Annotated in this window: 18 protein-coding genes and 2 tRNA genes; 13 read left to right on the top strand and 7 right to left on the bottom strand. The window is 33.0% G+C overall.

Annotated elements, in window-relative coordinates; translation table 11 throughout:
• Positions 1-29: 29 nt before the first annotated feature.
• Positions 30-1,007 carry a pyruvate dehydrogenase complex E1 component subunit beta gene (locus INR78_RS07595; RefSeq protein ID WP_027880509.1) on the bottom strand — a complete coding sequence of 326 codons (978 nt, stop codon included), beginning with the start codon at positions 1,005-1,007 and terminating at the stop codon, positions 30-32.
• 241 nt (positions 1,008-1,248) lie between these two features.
• Here INR78_RS07595 and INR78_RS07590 point away from each other — a divergent pair, with 241 nt between their 5' ends.
• The 9 genes from INR78_RS07590 (at position 1,249) to lspA (ending at position 10,474) form a co-directional block, all read left to right on the top strand.
• Positions 1,249-1,995: an electron transfer flavoprotein subunit beta/FixA family protein gene (locus tag INR78_RS07590; protein WP_106676498.1), complete on the top strand. Its 747-nt coding sequence runs from the start codon at positions 1,249-1,251 to the stop codon at positions 1,993-1,995.
• Between the two features lie 46 nt (positions 1,996-2,041).
• Positions 2,042-3,004: an electron transfer flavoprotein subunit alpha/FixB family protein gene (locus tag INR78_RS07585; RefSeq protein WP_223076039.1), complete on the top strand. Its 963-nt coding sequence runs from the start codon at positions 2,042-2,044 to the stop codon at positions 3,002-3,004.
• Between the two features lie 115 nt (positions 3,005-3,119).
• Positions 3,120-3,728 carry a bifunctional nuclease family protein gene (locus INR78_RS07580; RefSeq protein ID WP_223076038.1) on the top strand — a complete coding sequence of 203 codons (609 nt, stop codon included), beginning with the start codon at positions 3,120-3,122 and terminating at the stop codon, positions 3,726-3,728.
• Positions 3,729-3,744: 16 nt separating this feature from the next.
• Positions 3,745-5,442 carry a NupC/NupG family nucleoside CNT transporter gene (locus INR78_RS07575; RefSeq protein ID WP_106676492.1) on the top strand — a complete coding sequence of 566 codons (1,698 nt, stop codon included), beginning with the start codon at positions 3,745-3,747 and terminating at the stop codon, positions 5,440-5,442.
• A gap of 210 nt (positions 5,443-5,652) precedes the next feature.
• A complete protein-coding gene (locus INR78_RS07570; protein ID WP_223076037.1) occupies positions 5,653-6,477 on the top strand; it encodes a thymidylate synthase in 825 nt (274 codons plus the stop codon).
• Between the two features lie 10 nt (positions 6,478-6,487).
• Entirely contained in the window at positions 6,488-7,399 is a 912-nt protein-coding gene (locus INR78_RS07565) for a dihydrofolate reductase (RefSeq protein WP_223076036.1), read from the top strand.
• Between the two features lie 42 nt (positions 7,400-7,441).
• Positions 7,442-8,998 carry an NAD(P)/FAD-dependent oxidoreductase gene (locus tag INR78_RS07560; protein WP_223076035.1) on the top strand — a complete coding sequence of 519 codons (1,557 nt, stop codon included), beginning with the start codon at positions 7,442-7,444 and terminating at the stop codon, positions 8,996-8,998.
• A 94-nt stretch (positions 8,999-9,092) separates the two neighbouring features.
• Positions 9,093-9,986 carry an ACP S-malonyltransferase gene (gene fabD / locus INR78_RS07555; protein WP_223076034.1) on the top strand — a complete coding sequence of 298 codons (894 nt, stop codon included), beginning with the start codon at positions 9,093-9,095 and terminating at the stop codon, positions 9,984-9,986.
• A complete protein-coding gene (lspA, locus tag INR78_RS07550; protein WP_223076033.1) occupies positions 9,986-10,474 on the top strand; it encodes a signal peptidase II in 489 nt (162 codons plus the stop codon). Before fabD ends, lspA begins: the two co-directional genes overlap by 1 nt.
• A gap of 54 nt (positions 10,475-10,528) precedes the next feature.
• On the opposite strand, the gene INR78_RS07545 is transcribed toward lspA, so the two are convergent.
• The 3 genes from INR78_RS07545 to INR78_RS07535 all read right to left on the bottom strand — a co-directional run bounded on the left by INR78_RS07545 (position 10,529) and on the right by INR78_RS07535 (position 13,133).
• A complete protein-coding gene (locus INR78_RS07545) occupies positions 10,529-10,720 on the bottom strand; it encodes a hypothetical protein (RefSeq protein ID WP_027880499.1) in 192 nt (63 codons plus the stop codon).
• Between the two features lie 162 nt (positions 10,721-10,882).
• Positions 10,883-11,902, bottom strand: a complete 1,020-nt coding sequence (galE, locus tag INR78_RS07540; RefSeq protein ID WP_223076032.1) for a UDP-glucose 4-epimerase GalE — start codon at positions 11,900-11,902, stop codon at positions 10,883-10,885.
• An 88-nt stretch (positions 11,903-11,990) separates the two neighbouring features.
• Entirely contained in the window at positions 11,991-13,133 is a 1,143-nt protein-coding gene (locus INR78_RS07535) for a DegT/DnrJ/EryC1/StrS aminotransferase family protein (protein ID WP_223078046.1), read from the bottom strand.
• A gap of 107 nt (positions 13,134-13,240) precedes the next feature.
• Here INR78_RS07535 and INR78_RS07530 point away from each other — a divergent pair, with 107 nt between their 5' ends.
• Positions 13,241-14,473 carry a 3-deoxy-D-manno-octulosonic acid transferase gene (locus INR78_RS07530; protein ID WP_223076031.1) on the top strand — a complete coding sequence of 411 codons (1,233 nt, stop codon included), beginning with the start codon at positions 13,241-13,243 and terminating at the stop codon, positions 14,471-14,473.
• Between the two features lie 100 nt (positions 14,474-14,573).
• Positions 14,574-14,849 (top strand): hypothetical protein, encoded by a 276-nt coding sequence (locus INR78_RS07525; protein ID WP_027880495.1) that lies wholly within the window; start codon positions 14,574-14,576, stop codon positions 14,847-14,849.
• Positions 14,850-14,958: 109 nt separating this feature from the next.
• Here the strand turns inward: INR78_RS07525 and INR78_RS07520 are convergent.
• The 3 genes from INR78_RS07520 to mutS all read right to left on the bottom strand — a co-directional run bounded on the left by INR78_RS07520 (position 14,959) and on the right by mutS (position 17,822).
• Positions 14,959-15,043: transfer RNA gene (locus INR78_RS07520), tRNA-Leu, on the bottom strand.
• 29 nt (positions 15,044-15,072) lie between these two features.
• A tRNA-Gly gene (locus INR78_RS07515) sits at positions 15,073-15,144 on the bottom strand.
• A gap of 104 nt (positions 15,145-15,248) precedes the next feature.
• Positions 15,249-17,822, bottom strand: coding sequence for a DNA mismatch repair protein MutS (gene mutS, locus INR78_RS07510; RefSeq protein ID WP_223078045.1), 2,574 nt, complete (start codon positions 17,820-17,822; stop codon positions 15,249-15,251).
• 183 nt (positions 17,823-18,005) lie between these two features.
• On the opposite strand from mutS, the gene INR78_RS07505 reads away from it, so the two are divergent.
• Complete coding sequence (locus INR78_RS07505) at positions 18,006-18,470, top strand: DUF1573 domain-containing protein (RefSeq protein ID WP_223076030.1); 465 nt, start codon at positions 18,006-18,008, stop codon at positions 18,468-18,470.
• A gap of 69 nt (positions 18,471-18,539) precedes the next feature.
• Complete coding sequence (locus tag INR78_RS07500) at positions 18,540-19,079, top strand: RNA methyltransferase (protein WP_223076029.1); 540 nt, start codon at positions 18,540-18,542, stop codon at positions 19,077-19,079.
• Positions 19,080-19,081 lie beyond the last annotated feature (2 nt).

Here is a 19,081-nt window from a genome sequence, read left to right as displayed (position 1 = left end):
AGTTTAGATATAACGAAAATAATATTTTTTTATTTGTACATCACTTTTTTAACAGCCTTTATCACATCGTTATGGTTTGGTAACCACTCTTCTAACAATACTGGACTATATGGTGCAGGCGTATCTGCTGTGTTTATTTTTACAATTGGCGCATCCAAGTAATCAAATGCTTCACTTTGTACAAGGTAAGTAATTTCAGTCGCTACGTTACCAAATGGCCAAGCTTCTTCTAAAACTACCAAACGGTTAGTCTTCTTTACAGACTCTAAAATAGCTTTTCTATCCATTGGTCTAACTGTACGAAGATCTATAATTTCTACAGAGATTCCTTCTTTTTCAAGTTCGTCTGCAGCTTTGTAAGCTTCTTTTATAATTTTTCCAAAAGAAACGATGGTTACATCTGTTCCTTCACGCTTAATATCTGCCACACCTAATGGTATAGTGTATTCTCCTTCTGGCACTTCACCTTTATCACCATACATTTGCTCAGACTCCATAAAAATAACTGGATCGTCATCACGTATTGCAGATTTTAATAACCCTTTTGCATCATATGGGTTAGAAGGCACTACCACTTTTAAACCTGGTGTATTAGCAAACCAGCTTTCAAAAGCTTGACTATGTGTAGCTGCTAATTGTCCTGCAGAAGCTGTTGGACCTCTAAAAACAATTGGACATTTAAATTGTCCACCGGACATTTGTCTAATTTTTGCAGCGTTATTTATAATTTGGTCAATACCAACTAAAGAGAAGTTAAAGGTCATATATTCTACTATCGGTCTATTACCAGTCATGGTAGATCCAATAGCTACACCAGCAAAACCAAGCTCTGCAATTGGTGTATCAATAACACGTTTTGGACCAAACTCATCCAACATACCTTTAGATGCTTTATAAGCACCATTATATTCTGCTACTTCTTCACCCATAAGGTAGATGCTTTCGTCACGACGCATTTCTTCGCTCATGGCTTCAGCAATAGCTTCTCTAAACTGTATTGTTTTCATTAAAATATCTATTTGAATTGCAAAAATAAGAATTAATAAAAAACTTACAGTAAAAGAATTCTTTAAAATTTATTATGCACGCATAGTAAATTTTAAAAATAATTCCATATCTTCGTAACCACAACATTTTAGAGCGTTTTTTGCTTTAAAATTTTATAAAAAATTGCTGATTAACCCATGTTACTATAACGATTTAGTAGGTCTAAAGGCATAAATTTAAAAACTAAATAAATTAAAAAATATGAAAATTTTAGTGTGTATTAGTCACGTACCAGACACTACTTCAAAAATTAATTTTACAGATGGTGATACAAAATTTGACACAAATGGTGTACAATTTGTAATTAATCCAAATGACGAATTTGGTTTAACTAGAGCAATGTGGTTTAAAGAAAAACAAGGTGCTTCTGTAGACGTTGTTAACGTTGGTGGTCCAGAAACAGAACCCACACTAAGAAAAGCATTAGCTATAGGTGCAGATACTGCTATTAGAGTAAATGCAGAAGCTAAAGACGGCTATCAAGTTGCTAAAGAGTTAGCAAAAGTTGTAAAAGATGGCGGTTATGATTTAGTAATTGCAGGTAGAGAGTCTATTGATTATAACGGTGCAATGGTACCTGGTATGTTAGCAGAAATGGTTGACGCTAACTTTGTTACTAACTGCATTAGTCTTGAGGTAGATGGCACAAACGCTAAAGCTGTTAGAGAGATTGATGGTGGTAAAGAAAGTGTTTCTACTACATTGCCTTTAGTAATCGGAGGACAAAAAGGTTTGGTTGAAGAGAGCGACTTACGTATACCAAATATGAGAGGTATTATGATGGCTAGAAAAAAACCTTTAAATGTAGTTGAGCCTAACGGCGCAAATACAGAAACTGGAACTGTAAAATTTGAAAAACCAGCTCCAAAAGGTGATGTGACTTTAGTTGCTCCTGATAACTTAGACGAATTAGTTAACCTTTTACACAACGAAGCTAAAGTAATCTAATCGTTAGATTACGAAAATTAGTTTCAGAATTTAAAAAATTATAAACATGTCAATTTTAGTATATACAGAATCAGAAAACGGAACTTTTAAAAAAGCTGCTTTTGAGGTTGCATCTTACGCTAAAGCGGTTGCAGACCAAATGGGCACTAGCGTTACTGCTGTTGCAGTTAATGTAAATGACACTTCAGAGTTAGGTAAATACGGTGTAGACAAAGTACTTAATGTATCTAACGATGGTTTAGCAAAGTTTAATGCAAAATCTTATGCTTCAGTTTTATCTCAAGCAGCAAAGCAAGAAGGCTCAAAAGTTGTTGTACTTAGTCAAAGCGCAGACAGCAAATATTTAGCTCCATTATTATCTGTAGGGTTAGACGCAGGATATGCATCTAATGTAGTAGCTGTACCTACATCTACTTCTCCTTTTACAGTAAAACGTACAGCTTTTACTAATAAAGCATTTAACTTTACAACTATAGATACAGATGTAAAGATTGTTGGTGTATCAAACAACTCTTTTGGTTTAGTAGAAAACAGTGCAAGTGCTTCTTCTGAAGATTTTTCTCCGGAAATTGCTTCGTCTGGAGTTACTGTAGAGTCTGTAGATAAGGTAACAGACAAAGTAACTATTGCAGATGCAGAAATTGTAGTATCTGCTGGTCGTGGCTTAAAAGGTCCAGAAAACTGGGGAATGGTTGAAGAATTAGCAGACGTTTTAGGTGCTGCAACAGCATGCTCTAAACCAGTGTCTGACTTAGGCTGGAGACCACATAGCGAACACGTAGGACAAACAGGAAAGCCTGTTGCTTCTAACCTTTACATTGCTATTGGTATTAGTGGTGCCATCCAACATTTAGCTGGTATTAACGCCTCTAAAGTAAAAGTAGTAATCAACACAGATCCAGAAGCGCCTTTCTTTAAAGCTGCAGATTATGGAGTTGTTGGTGACGCTTTTGAAGTCGTACCTCAACTTATAGAAAAATTAAAAGCTTTTAAATCAGCAAACGCTTAATTTTTTTTTAACTTTAAGTCTGATATAACAAGGACTGTTTAAATTTTGCACAAAAATCTAACCCTTACGGTTTGGTAAAGTCCTAATTTAAACAGTTCTTTGTGTTTTTGAATGCATGAGTTTAGTAAGACTAAATATTAAAGGAATTTCGTACAGCCAAACCCAAAATGGTGCCTATGCGCTTATCTTAAATGAGGTTGACGGAGACCGTAAATTACCTATCGTTATTGGTGCTTTTGAAGCACAATCTATAGCTATTGCTTTAGAAAAAGAAATTAAACCACCTAGACCACTTACCCACGACTTATTTAAAAATTTTGCAGACCGTTTTGATATTGTCGTAAAACAAGTCATTATACATAAGTTGGTAGATGGTGTTTTCTACTCTTCATTAATCTGCGAACGCGATAAAATTGAAGAAATTATTGACGCAAGAACCAGTGATGCTATTGCATTAGCACTTCGTTTTCAAGCTCCTATTTTTACTTACAAAAACATTCTAGACAAAGCTGGTATCTACTTAAAAGTAGACCCAAAAGATGAAGACAACGAAGACGATGATGTACTTGTTAATGAAATAATTAACGAAGAATTAGAACCTTCTTCTAAAGACGAACTACAGTCTAAAAGCATAGAAGAACTCCATAAACTTTTAGATGAAGCTGTTAACAATGAAGACTATGAAAAAGCAGCTAAAATTAGAGACGAAATATCTAAAAGATAACTTACACTTTTTACAAATGAAAAATTTTTTAATTGTTACAGTAACCTTCTTACTTGCATTTACCTCTACTTTAGCGCAAGATATTAGTAAAGATTGGTTGTTAGACACTAGTAACATTAATATCAATTCTACAGACACCAAACCGCTAATTATTCAAAAAAACACAGAGCTTAAATTAAATCAAGGTTCTTTTAAGCTAAAAGATGCTAGCGGAGATTATATTTTTCAAAATAAAGTTTTAGTTTTTTATTATGATACACCTTTTGAAATGACAAAAAGGTTTAAAATTAAAAACTTAACAGATTCAACTTTAGTATTATCCCAAAAAGAAAACATCTATAAGTTTGTTGTAAAACCACAATCCAAAAAAGAAACAACCGTTGCAGAAGCAAATCAAATAATCCCAAATCAAGGATTTTCATTTAATAGTTTATGGCGTGGTGCGTTAGGTATGGTTTCTTTAATAGTAATAGCTTTTTTATTTAGTAGTAATCGTAGAGCTATTGATTGGAAAATTGTTGGAATAGGTTTAGCTTTTCAATTATTAATTGCAATAGGCGTTTTAAAAGTAGACTTTATAAAAAATGGTTTTGAATTTGTCGGTGGACTTTTTGTAAGTGTCTTAGATTTCACAAGAGCAGGTAGCAAATTTTTATTTGAAGGTTTAGTAGTAGATATGGATACTTTCGGTTTTATCTTTGCCTTTCAAGTGTTACCAACTATTATTTTCTTTTCAGCATTAACATCTGTTCTTTTCTACTTAGGAATTATTCAAAAGGTAGTTAAAGGAATGGCTTGGTTATTATCAAAAGCCTTAAAAATTTCTGGAGCAGAAAGTCTATCTGTTGCTGGTAACATCTTTTTAGGACAAACCGAAGCACCTCTATTAATTAAAGCATACTTAGAAAAAATGAATAAGTCTGAGATGCTTCTTGTTATGATTGGTGGTATGGCTACTGTTGCTGGCGCTGTACTTGCCGCTTATATTGGTTTTTTAGGAGGTGAAGATGAAGCTTTACGCCTTTTCTATGCTAAACACTTATTAGCAGCATCCGTTATGGCTGCTCCAGGTGCTATTGTTATTTCAAAAATACTATATCCTCAAACCGAAAAAGTAAATACAGACGTTGAAGTGTCGCAAGAAAAAATTGGATCTAATATTTTAGATGCTATTGCCAACGGTACTACAGAAGGTTTAAGACTTGCTGTTAATGTTGGTGCTATGCTTTTAGTTTTTGTTGCTTTTATTGCAATGATTAATGGTATTTTAGGCTGGGTTGGAGATGTTACTACTTTTAACTCTTGGATTGCAGATAATACACCGTATCAAAATTTATCATTAGAACTTATTCTCGGTTATATCTTCTCTCCTCTTATGTGGTTAATTGGTGTTGCTAAAGAAGATATGGCTTTAATGGGACAACTTTTAGGAATTAAATTAGCTGCATCAGAATTTATTGGATACATTCAATTAGCAGACTTAAAAAACATAGCAAATCCTACACATTTAAAGTATGAAAAGTCAATTATTATGGCTACATATATGCTTTGTGGTTTTGCAAATTTTGCTTCTATCGGAATTCAAATTGGTGGTATTGGTTCTTTAGCACCTGGACAACGTAAAACATTATCGCAATTTGGTATAAAAGCTTTAATTGGAGGTACAATTGCTTCCCTAATATCAGCTACAATTGCAGGAATGATTATTGGTTAAAACAATTTCTGCAAAAGCAGAAATCTTTAAATCCAAGACGTAACTTTTTCATCTAAAATAGTAGTTAATAACTTTTAATATCTTAAAATCAATTAACTAATTAACTACATTGATTTTTGTTTATTTTCGTTTTTAGCTATTCCTTATTTCAAAATAACTAGCTATTTTTATAACTAAAAATGAGATTTCTGCTTTCGCAGAAATAATATTATGAAGCAATATCACGACCTTGTAAAGCACGTTTTAGAACACGGTAATGCAAAAGAAGACCGTACAGGAACAGGTACCAAAAGTGTTTTTGGCTACCAAATGAGATTTGATTTAAGTGAAGGTTTCCCAATGGTTACTACAAAAAAACTACACTTAAAATCTATTATATATGAGTTACTTTGGTTTTTAAAAGGTGATACTAACATAAATTATTTACAAGAAAACGGAGTAAGAATCTGGAATGAATGGGCTGACGAGAATGGTAATCTTGGTCCTGTATATGGTCACCAATGGAGAAACTGGAATAGTGACGAGATTGACCAAATTAAAGAAGTGATAGACACACTAAAAAACAATCCAGATAGTAGACGTATGCTAGTATCTGCTTGGAATCCTTCTGTAATGCCAGACACTTCTATAAGCTTTAGTGAAAATGTTGCTAATGGTAAAGCAGCTTTACCACCATGTCATGCGTTTTTTCAGTTTTATGTGGCTAATGGTAAATTATCTTGCCAACTATACCAACGTAGTGCAGATATCTTTTTAGGTGTACCGTTTAACATTGCATCTTATGCTTTATTTACAATGATGATGGCGCAAGTTTGCGGTTACGAAGCTGGAGAATTCATTCATACTTTCGGAGATGCACATATTTACAATAACCATTTAGAGCAATTAGAATTGCAATTATCTAGAGACTGCAGACCATTACCTACAATGAAGTTAAATCCTGAAGTAAAAAATATTTTCGATTTTAAATTTGAAGATTTTACATTAGAAAATTATAATCCGCATCCACACATTAAAGGTGCTGTTGCTGTTTAATAACAATTATATGTTCGGCAAAAAAAAGGAAAAACCGCAGATAGATAAAGAGCAATTAGAATTAATTAAAAATGCTCAACAACGTGTTAAACAAAAAAAACGCCTATACTATCATTTTGTTATATTTTTAATTGGCGCTTTATTTTTAATCTTAGCAAATACCGTTTTAGGTATTGGTCAAGATCTAAAAATTTTTGGTCAAGATTGGTTTGTTATTGCCATTATTGTTTGGTTATTCTTATTTGTTTTTCATTTATTTAATGTATTTGTTACTCATAAATTTATGGGTAAAGAATGGGAAGAAAAACAATTGGCTAAGCTAGTAAACAAACAAAAAGTACGCATAGAGAAATTAAAAGCACAACTGGAAAAAGAAGATTTAACTATTGCAGAAAGTCAAGTATTTAATCAAAAAAACAGCAAAATAGTTGACAACTTAACTATGATTGTTGCTGCTGGGGAAAATAACGAAATAGGAAAAGATAACGATCTTATTTGGCATTTAAGTGACGATCTTAAACGCTTTAAATCATTAACTTCTGGACACCATATAATTATGGGTCGTAAGACTTTTGAAAGTTTTCCAAAACCATTACCAAATCGCACACATATTGTAATAACAAGACAATCAAATTATACAGCGCCAGATGGTGTTATAATTGTTAATAGCATAGAAGACGCAATAAAAATAGCTAAAAAAGACTCACAACCTTTTATTATTGGTGGCGGAGAAATTTACAAACAGGCTATGCCATACGCTAGTAAAATAGAAATTACGCGTGTACATGCAACATTTCCGGAAGCAGATACTTTTTTCCCGAAAATAGATACTTCAATATTTAAAGAAACCTCAAATGTTTTTCATAAAAAAGATGATAATCATCAATATGAGTTTTCATTTTTAACATTTGAGAGAATTTAATTTATTACTAAGTTTCATTCAAAATTTACCTAATTTCGCATTATGGTAAAAGACATTCAACTTCGCGTTTCTCTTAAAGAAGAAGAAATCCCAGATATATTATTAATTAAATCTGCGGAATGGTTGTCTATACCGCGTGAAGATATTTCTGGCATTAAAATACTACGTAAATCCATCGATGCACGTAAGCCTAAAATTATCTTCAACTATAAAGTATCAGTCTTTATAAAAGAACCTGTTCCAGAAACTTCCGACTATCATTTTGAATACAAAGATGTGTCTAACGCTAAACCAATTCATATTATTGGTTTTGGTCCTGCTGGTATGTACGCAGCATTGCGTTGTATAGAACTTGGTTACAAACCCATAGTTTTAGAACGTGGCGCTAATGTACAAGATAGACGTCGCGATCTTAAAGCCATAAATCAAGATCATTTTGTAAACGAAGATTCTAATTACTGTTTTGGTGAAGGTGGCGCAGGAACATATTCTGACGGAAAACTATACACACGAAGTTTAAAACGTGGTGATGTACGTCGTATTTTTGAAAATCTTGTTTTTCATGGTGCTACAGATCAGATTCTGGTCGATGCGCATCCGCATATTGGGACTAATAAACTACCTAAGGTCGTTCAAAATATTAGACAAACTATTTTAGATTTTGGTGGCGAAATTCATTTTAATACTCGCGTTAACGATTTCATTATAAAAAATGAAAAAATAGTTGCGCTTCAGCTTAATAATGGTGAGGAATTAACTACCGAAAAAGTAATTCTAGCAACAGGTCATTCTGCAAGAGATATTTTCTATTTATTAGACAGAAAACATATTTCAATTGAAGCTAAAAGTTTTGCAATGGGCGTACGTGCAGAGCATCCGCAGCAGATTATTGACAACATTCAATATCACTGTTCAGGTGAAAGACATCCTTTATTACCAGCTGCTTCATATAGTTTAGTACAGCAAGTAAATGGAAGAGGCGTATACAGTTTTTGTATGTGTCCTGGCGGATTTATTGTACCTGCTGCAACTGCAAATGGCGAAGTTGTAGTAAACGGTATGTCGCCTTCAAGACGAAACAATAAATTTGCAAACTCGGGTATTGTTGTTGAAATTAATGCGGACAAAGATTTACACAAATACGAGCAATTTGGCGCTTTAAAAGCATTAGAATTTCAAAAAGATTTTGAAACATTAGCTTTTACCTCTGGTAATCGTGATCAAACTGCGCCAGCACAACGTATGACCGATTTTGTAGAAGGTAGATTATCTTCAACTTTAAATGAAACATCATACCAACCAGGTATAAAAAGTGCGCCTTTACACAGCTTATTTCCTAAAATTATTGGTAGTTCTTTACGTAAAGGATTTAAAGCTTTTGGTGATAAAATGAAAGGCTATTACACCGAAGAAGCTAATATTATTGGTGTAGAATCGCGTACCTCATCACCAGTTAGTATTCCAAGAACAGACCAATTACATCATCCAGAAATTACCAATTTATATCCTTGCGGTGAAGGTGCTGGTTATGCTGGCGGAATTATTAGCGCAGCTATGGATGGCGAACGCTGTGCAGAAGCTGCTACTGGGTATTTGTGAAGTATGAGCAAATTGTATTGAGAAGCCTCAAAAGCTATACTTTTCTTTAATATTTTATTCCTATTTTTGCTCAATAATTAAGAAACTAAATTTAATGAAAGCATATATTTTTCCTGGTCAAGGTGCTCAGTTTACTGGTATGGGACTTGATTTATACGAAAACGCTCCAGAAGCTCAACTTTTATTTGAAGATGCCAACTCAATTTTAGGGTTTAACATCACAGATATTATGTTTGAAGGTACGGGAGACCAATTAAAAGAAACTAAAGTAACACAACCTGCTATCTTTTTACATTCGGTAATTTTAGCAAAAACATTGGGTGATAGTTTTAAACCAGATATGGTTGCTGGTCACTCTTTAGGTGAATTTTCTGCATTAGTAGCAAACGGAGCATTAAGCTTTGAAGACGGTTTAAAATTAGTATCTCAACGCGCTATGGCTATGCAAAAAGCTTGCGAAATCCAGCCAAGTACTATGGCGGCTGTTTTAGGTTTAGAAGACAAATTAGTTGAAGATATTTGTGCAAAAACCGAAGGTGTTGTTGTTGCTGCTAACTACAACTGTCCAGGTCAATTAGTGATCTCTGGAGAAGTAGAAGCAATTAATCGTGCATGTGAAGCTATGAAAGAAGCTGGCGCAAGACGTGCTTTAGTACTACCTGTTGGTGGCGCATTTCACTCTCCAATGATGGAACCAGCTAGAGAAGAATTAGCTGCAGCAATAGAAAACACAACATTTAGCAAACCTAATTGCCCAATATACCAAAACGTAACAGCTAGCGCTATTATAGATGAAACTGAAATCAAGGCTAATTTAATTTCGCAATTAACAGCGCCTGTACGTTGGACACAATCTGTACAACAAATGATTGCTGATGGTGCTACACTTTTTACTGAAGTTGGTCCTGGAAAAGTTTTACAAGGCTTAGTAAAAAAGATTGATAGATCTGCCGAAACCGAATCTGCAACAATAAGTACAGAGCAATAATGAGCGCAAGAAACATACTTATTACTGCATTAATTTTTCTTAACATTGCTATTGACCAAATCTCTAAGTTTATTGTTAGAGCTGAAGTCGGAAAAGGTAGTGTTAGTGAAATTATAGGAGATGTTTTTACACTACATAATGTTGAAAATAAAGGTGCTTTTTTAGGTATGGGTAGCGACTTTAGTCCTGCTTTACGCATTACACTTTTATTAATTTTACCAATATTAGTGTTAGCTTTTGTGCTTAGACACATTATTAAAGACAAAACCATGAACATGTTTACATTAGTTGGTTTTTGTTGTATAATTGGTGGCGGTATAGCAAATGTTTACGACCGTATTGTTTACGGGTCTGTTACCGACTTCTTACATTTAGATTTTGGTGGTTTTTTAAGAACCGGAATATTTAACCTCGCAGATGTTTCTGTAATGGTAGGAATGGGTTGTTTAATTGTAGGTAGCTTTAAAAAGAAAAAAGAAGCCAATTAAACTTATTAATATCATATAAAAAAAAGCCTCGAAAATTTTCGAGGCTTTTTTATGTTATCTAGCTAAGTTGCAATCTATACAATCTTTAACTTCGCCGTAATATGTTTCGCGATATTTGTGTAATGTTTTAAAAGGAATACCTAATAAGTGCTTCTTAATGTAGGTTACTTTTGCAGTTAATTTACCCATTTTTGGTGTAAATCTGTCTTCGTGTTTTGTTTGTCTTTTAACGGTAATCAATTTCATTGTTTTATCATTTGCATTAGCTACAAAATAAACAAGAATATTAACCAATCACGAATTTTAAAGATTAAAATATTGTTAATCAACACATTAATAAAATATCCTTAATGATTTTGCGTAATACTTACGTATTTGACAATTTAAAACCGAATAATTTATAATATACTAATTTGAATTTAAGCGTTTTTGCCATTTCCAAGCAGATGTCATAGCGTCGTCAAGTGAAGATTCTGCTTTCCAACCCAAAACTTGATTGGCTTTTGTCGTGTCTGCATATGCAGAAATGACATCGCCTTCTCTTCTATTGGCAATCTTGTAATTTAATTTCTCTCTAGAAATACGCTCAAATGAATTTATGACTTCTAAAACGCTACTTCCTTTACCTGTTCCTAAATTAAAATACTCGTAATTACTTGTATTATTAGATTCTAACAAGCGTTGTAAAGCGACAACGTGTGCTTTTGCTACATCTACTACATGAATGTAATCTCTTATACACGTCCCATCTGGTGTTGGATAGTCGTCACCAAAAACAGATAATTGTTCGCGTATTCCAACGCCTGTTTGTGTGATAAATGGCACTAAGTTTTGCGGTACTCCAATTGGTAATTCTCCAATTTTTGCTGTTGGATGTGCTCCAATTGGATTAAAATATCGCAAAGCGATTGCATTTAATTTTGGAGTGGCTTTACAAGTGTCTTTAATAATTTCTTCACCTATTTGTTTGGTATTACCGTAAGGTGATTCTGCAGGTTTTATTGGTGCGTTTTCTGAAATTGGTAACTCATCTGCTTGACCATAAACAGTACAAGACGAACTAAAGATGAAATTAGATTGCTCTAATTTTGTTAATTCTTGCAACACATAAACTAAAGTGTTTATATTATTTTCATAATACATTAACGGTTGTTCTACACTTTCTCCAACTGCTTTACTTGCTGCAAAATGTATAACACCAACTATATCTTGATGGTTTAAAAAGAATTCTTGGACTTTAGATTTTTCTTTTAAATCTAGATTTTCAAAAATTGGCGCTTTACCTGTAATACTTATAATACCGTCTAATACTTTTATTGATGAATTTGATAAATTGTCAATTATAACGACTTCAAAACCTTTGTTTTGAAGCTCGACTACAGTATGAGATCCGATAAATCCTAATCCTCCTGTTACTAGTACCTTCATTGGCTGGAATGTGCGTTAGGGATTGAGCAATTGTTGGAGCACATCTTTGATTGCGACTTGCGAAAGCCCGACCCTTAAGGGTAACGCCCTAATTATTTGCTATAAATTCTTTAATCTTTGATGTAATAAATTCGATTTGATCGTCTTCTAATTCGGTATGCATTGGTAAAGAAATCACTTGTTTTACCAATTGGTTTGTGACTGTAAAATCTGCTTCGTTGTACCTGCTATCTTGATACGCTTTTTGTTTGTGTAAAGGTATTGGATAGTAAACGCCGCAAGGGATATCGTGACTATTTAAAAACTTTACTAGCGCATCTCTATCTACATTTTCTAATTTTAATGTGTATTGATGAAACACGTGACAATCGCAAGTATCACAAATACCTTCGCAGTTATTTACGGTTTTAGGCAATGTAATTTGTGGAACATCTTTTAAGGCTGAATTGTACTTTCTTGCTGCGTCACGACGTGCTTGATTATAATTATCTAAATGTGGTAATTTGGCATCTAAAACTGCTGCTTGGATTGAATCTAAACGCGAATTTACACCGACTACATCATGGTGATAACGCTCGTACATTCCGTGATTTACAATACCTCTAATGGTATGTGCTAAATCGTCATCATTAGTAAAAATAGCGCCACCATCTCCATAACAGCCTAAGTTTTTTGAAGGAAAAAATGATGTTGAAGCTACATGACCAATTGTTCCTGCTTTTGCTTTTGTACCATCTTGATATGTGTAATTAGCTCCTATTGCCTGTGCATTATCTTCTATAACATAAAGATTATGTTCTTTAGCTATTTGCATTATCGCTTCCATATTAGCACATTGACCAAATAAATGTACTGGTACAATTGCTTTTGTTTTAGGCGTAATTGCTTTTTTAATAGCGTCTATATCGATATTAAAATTATCTGGATCTACATCTACTAAAACTGGTGTTAATTTTAAAAGCGCAATAACCTCTACGGTTGCTGCGAAGGTGAAGTCGGCTGTAATGACCTCATCACCTTGCTCTAAACCTAATCCCATCATTGCTATTTGTAAAGCATCTGTACCATTTGCACATGGTATAACATGCTTTACACCTAGATAATTTTCTAAGTTTTTTTGAAATTGATGCACTTTTGGACCATTAATAAAAGCTGTATTATCAATAATCTCTTGAATTGAAGTATCTACTTCTTGTTTTATATCTGCGTATTGACCTTTAAGGTCAACCATTTGTATTTTTTTCACTCGATTTTAATTTATAATCGTTTATGTAACGAATTTACAAAATTAGCCAACGCTAACCAATGAATTACGTATTTTAGCACAAACAAATTAATTTGAATATTATCTACAACATCCTTATTTATTTGACTTCATTGGTCTTAAAAGTAATTGCACTTTTTAACCACAAGATAAAATTAGGCGTAAAAGGTCGTGCTAACACGTTTGATATTCTTAAAAACGAAATTAAAAAAAGTGATAAAACGCTTTGGTTTCATTGTGCATCTTTAGGTGAATATGAGCAAGGTTTACCTGTATTTAATGTTTTAAGAATAGACTATCCTAAACACAAAATTATTTTAACGTTTTTCTCGCCTTCTGGATATGAGATTAGAAAAAATGCCCCTTTTGCAGATGTTGTTGTCTATTTACCGTTAGACACAAAATCTAATGCTAAACGATTTATTAATCTTGTAAATCCTGAGCTAACCGTTTTTGTGAAGTATGAAATTTGGCCAAATTATTTAAATGAAATTAAAAAGAATGGTTTGCGTGCCGTATTAATATCTGCTGTATTTAGAAAAGACCAATCCTTTTTTAAATGGTATGGAACACAAACTAAACAAGCGCTTTTTGCATTTGAACATATTTTTACTCAAAATGAAGAGTCTAAAAATCTACTTGAAAGCATAGGTTATAAAAATGCTACAGTTTCTGGAGACACTAGGTTTGATCGTGTTTTAAATCAGTTACAAATTGACAACACTCTTGATTTTATTGAGACGTTTAAGCAAGATAAATTATGTATTGTTATTGGTAGTTCTTGGCCAGAAGACGAAGCTATATTAGTACCGTATATTAATCAATGTAAACATGATGTGAAATTTATTATCGCACCTCATAATATAAAAGCTAAGCAGATTGAAGGCTTAAAACAGTCCATACAAAAAGAGACTGCTTTATTTTCAAATAAAGAAAATACAGATCATAGTAATGCAAGCGTCTTTATTATTGACACTATCGGCATTTTAAGTAAAATATACAGCTACGCAGATATAGCTTATATTGGTGGCGCAATGGGAAAAACAGGTTTGCATAATATATTAGAACCAGCTGTTTTTGGAGTACCAATTATAATTGGTTTTAACTACAAAAAATTTCCTGAAGCGCAAGCTATGATTGATAATGGCAATGTCTTTTCTGTAAATGATTATTCTTCACTTAAAAACAAATTAGACTTACTTATTGAAAATAAGATATTTAGAAAAGAAACCAGTAAAAAAAGTTTCAACTTTGTAAAAGAAAAAGAAGGTACTATCATCCAAATAATAGGTTTTCTACGTAAATAGTATATGTAAAAGGTTATAAATTAAAAAAGTAAGAGAAATATTTATTTCTTTTAAAATTCATTCATAACTTTAAAGAATTACTAATCAAAAACAATTAAAAATGAAAAAACTATTATTAAGTGCTGTTTTAGTATCTGCAATAGCCTTTACATCTTGTAGAGACGAAAAAAAAGCAGAAGAAGTTGAAGATACCATTGAAAATGCTGCAGAAGCAACAGGTGACGCTGTAGAGAATGCTGCAGAAGAAACAGAAGAGGCTGCAAAAGATGGTTTTGAAGCTACAGGAAAAGCAATTGATGAAGCTGTTGAAGAGACTAAAGAAGCAGGAGAATCTGTTAAGGATGCAGTAAAAGAAGCTACTGATGACGATAATTAAGAGAATTACTCTTTAAATTGAAAAGCTCACTTAAATTTAAGTGAGCTTTTTTTATGTCTGTAACTTATTGTAAATAAAAAAAAAGCCTTATCAAATGATAAGGCTTTTGTACTGAAGGCGGGACTTGAACCCGCACGTCCAAAACGGACATTGGATTTTAAGTCCAACGTGTCTACCAATTCCACCACTTCAGCATCTTGGTATATTTTTAAGAAAGTATCAGAGCGAAAGACGGGATTTGAACCCGCGACCCTCACCTTGGCAAGGTGATGCTCTACCCCTGAGCTACTTTCGCAGTCTTTTTTAATGAACGAGCAATATTGCTATTGCGGATGCAAATTTAAAATATATTTACGATTTACAAAGCCTTTTTTTAAAAAAAATAAAAATAATTTTCACTTACTTCTTTTTCAGCAACATACGTTTAATCTCATTTAGCTTCATTAAGGCTTCCACAGGTGTTAAGGTATCAATATCTGTTTCTAAAATTTCTTCTTTAATATTTTCTAGTAGTGGATCGTCTAGGTTAAAAAAGCTTAATTGCATTTCATCTTGCATAGATTTAACCTTGTCTGTTAACTCTTCGCTAGAATGGCTTTTCTCTAATTTCTTTAATATTTTATTAGCTCTGTGTAATACTTGTTGTGGCATTCCTGCCATCTTTGCAACATGTATCCCAAAACTATGTTCGCTACCTCCTTCTACTAATTTACGTAAGAATAACACATTATCTTTAAGCTCTTTAACCGAAACATTAAAGTTTTTAATACGACTAAATGTTTCTGACATTTCATTTAACTCGTGATAATGAGTTGCAAAAAGGGTTTTAGGTTTTGCTGGATGTTCATGTAAATATTCGCTAATTGCCCAAGCTATTGAAATTCCATCATAAGTACTTGTACCGCGACCAATTTCGTCTAACAAGACTAAACTTCTATTTGAAATATTGTTAAGAATAGACGCTGTTTCATTCATTTCTACCATAAACGTAGATTCTCCCATAGAAATATTATCACTCGCGCCAACACGCGTAAAAATCTTGTCTACAACACCAATTCTAGCTTCTTTTGCTGGTACAAAACTTCCTATTTGTGCTAGTAAAACAATTAAGGCAGTTTGACGTAATATTGCCGATTTACCAGACATATTTGGTCCAGTAATCATAATAATTTGTTGCGTTTCTCTGTCTAAAAATACTGAATTTGCAATATATGGTTCATCAATTGGTAGTTGTTTTTCTATTACTGGATGGCGACCATCTTCAATCTCTAAGTCAAAAGAATCATCTAATTGTGGATACACATAATTATTTTGTGTAGCCAATTGTGCAAAACCGCACAAACAGTCTAACTGCCCAATTAAATAAGCATTTTGTTGTACTGGTTTTATGTATTGGTTCATCCATTGTACCAAATCTGCAAATAACTTCTGTTCGATTGCAAGAATACGCTCTTCTGCTCCTAAAATTTTAGCTTCGTACTCTTTTAATTCTTCTGTAATGTAACGTTCTGCACTTACTAAAGTTTGCTTACGTATCCATTCTTCTGGCACTTTATCTTTATGTGTATTTCTAACTTCTATATAGTAACCAAATACGTTGTTAGATGCTATTTTTAAAGAAGTAATACCTGTACGTTCACTCTCTCGCTCTAACATTTTATCTAAATAATCTTTTCCTGAAGTTGATAGCGCTCTAAGTTCATCTAATTCAGAAGAAAATCCGTTTGCAATAGTATTTCCTTTTAAAACATTAACCGGTGCATCTTCCTTTAAAGTTTCTTTTATCTTTTCGCGTAGCACATTGCAACTTTGTAAATTATCACCGATAATCTTTAAAGATTCGTTATCGCAATTGGTTGCCAATGCTTTTATTGGCACTATTGCTTCAAGTGAGTTTTTTAGTTGAATAACCTCACGAGGACTTACCTTTTGCGTAGCAATTTTAGAAATTAAACGTTCTAAATCGCCTATGTTTTTTATATAATTTTGAATTTTATGTAAAACCGTATCATTGTCTTTTAAATAAGAAACTACCTCATGACGTTGCTTAATTTTATCTGCATGTTTTAAAGGTAATGCTAACCAACGTTTAAGCATACGTCCGCCCATAGCAGATATGGTTTTATCGATAACATTTAAAAGTGTAACTGCATTATTGTTTGTAGAGTTATACAGCTCTAAGTTTCTAATGGTAAACTTATCCATCCAGACATAATCGTCTTCGGCAATTCTTGCTATTGAAGTAATATGCTCTAGCTTATGATGTTGCGTTTCGGCTAAATAATGTAAGATAGAACCTGCTGCAATAATACCTTCTTTTAAATCTTCTACACCAAAACCTTTTAATGATTTTGTATCAAAATGTTTTAGCAAAGTTTCATTAGCAAAATCGGTTTGATATACCCAATCTTCAAGATTAAAGGTATGAAAATCGTTACCAAAAACCTCAACAAATTTGTTGCGTTTTGGCTTAGAAACTAGGACTTCACTTGGGCTAAAATTTTGAAGTAACTTATCAATATATTCTGCATTACCTTGCGCGGTTAAAAACTCGCCCGTAGATATGTCTAAAAATGAAATCCCTATAGATAATTTTCCAAAATAAACCGAACATAAAAAGTTGTTTGTTTTAGACTGAAGCACCTCATCATTTAAAGCTACACCAGGAGTTACCAACTCGGTCACACCACGTTTTACTATGGTTTTTGTTTGTTTAGGATCTTCTAACTGGTCACAAATTGCAACACGTTCTCCAGCCTTTACCAGCTTAGGTAAATAGGTGTTTAATGAGTGATGCGGAAAACCTGCTAATTCGGTTTCACTATCACTTCCTGCGCCTCTTTTGGTTAAAATAATACCCAAAATTTCGGCTGTTTTAACAGCATCTTCTCCAAAAGTTTCATAAAAATCACCAACTCTAAACAATAACAAAGCATCAGGATATTTCGCCTTTATAGCGTTGTACTGCTTCATTAATGGAGTTACTTTTTTGGTTTTAGATTTTGCTGCCAAAGGGAATATATTTTGATTTTGGTTTGATTGCGAATTTAATCAATTTACTAGTTGCTATAAAACGATGTTTAAATTATTATTTAATTAACCAAAGAAGTATATCTATTTTTCTAAATTTGTCTAATAATCCTATAATTATTTATCATGAAAAAAATAATATTGTTAAGCTTCGCTTTAATCGGAATATTAACATTAAGTGTTGCTCAAACAGCAGAAAAAACAGAAACTGTTAAAGCAGCAACCAATACTAAAGGTGCAAAAATTGAATTTGAATCTAAAACAATAGACTATGGTACAATTGAAAATGGTGCAGATGGAAATAGAGAATTTAAATTTACAAATACAGGTGACGCTCCATTAGTAATCACAAACGCCAAAGGATCTTGTGGTTGTACAGTACCAACTTGGCCAAGAACACCAATTGCGCCAGGAGCTTCTGATGTTATTAAAGTACGTTACGCAACAAACAGAACTGGCGGTTTTTCTAAAACAGTCACATTAACTACAAATGCTGTTAACTCAGCTACTGTTAGATTAAGAATTAAAGGAACTGTTAAACCAAAAGTTGAAGAAACGAAAGAAACAGAAACTAAAGAAGAGGTACATTAAACCTTATTTAGATACTTTTTATTAAAACTTCCTTTGAAAAAAGGGAGTTTTTTTTTGAATATTTGCAATATGAGAAAACTAAAAAACAGCGAACTAGACCGACTAAGTGTTGAAGATTTTAAACACTCTAAAAAAACACCTATTATTATTGTGTTAGACAATATTAGAAGTTTAAATAATATTGGTAGTGTATTTAGAACAAGTGATGCGTTTTTAGTTGAAAAAATTTATCTCTGCGGAATTACAGCTACGCCACCACACAAAGACATACATAAAACTGCATTGGGAAGTACAGAGACTGTTGATTGGGAATATGTAGAAAACACTGTTGAGTTAGTTGAAAAACTTAAAGCTGAAAATTGCAAAGTTTTAAGTATAGAACAAGCCGAAAATGCAGTTATGCTAGACCAGTTTACACCAGAAGTAAATACTAAATACGCGTTAGTTTTTGGTAACGAAGTAAAAGGTGTCTCTCAAAAAGTAGTTAATGTAAGTGACAATGTTATCGAGATACCGCAATATGGTACTAAACACTCTTTAAATATTAGCGTAAGTTGCGGCGTTGTAGTTTGGGATGTGTTTAGTAAGATTAAGGCGCTAAACAGTTAAAG

Source organism: Mesoflavibacter sp. SCSIO 43206 (genome assembly GCF_019904215.1).
In the GTDB taxonomy this organism is placed as follows: domain Bacteria; phylum Bacteroidota; class Bacteroidia; order Flavobacteriales; family Flavobacteriaceae; genus Mesoflavibacter; species Mesoflavibacter zeaxanthinifaciens.
The sequence above is the reverse complement of the archived record's forward strand: the minus strand, read 5'-3'. Positions and strand labels throughout refer to the sequence as shown.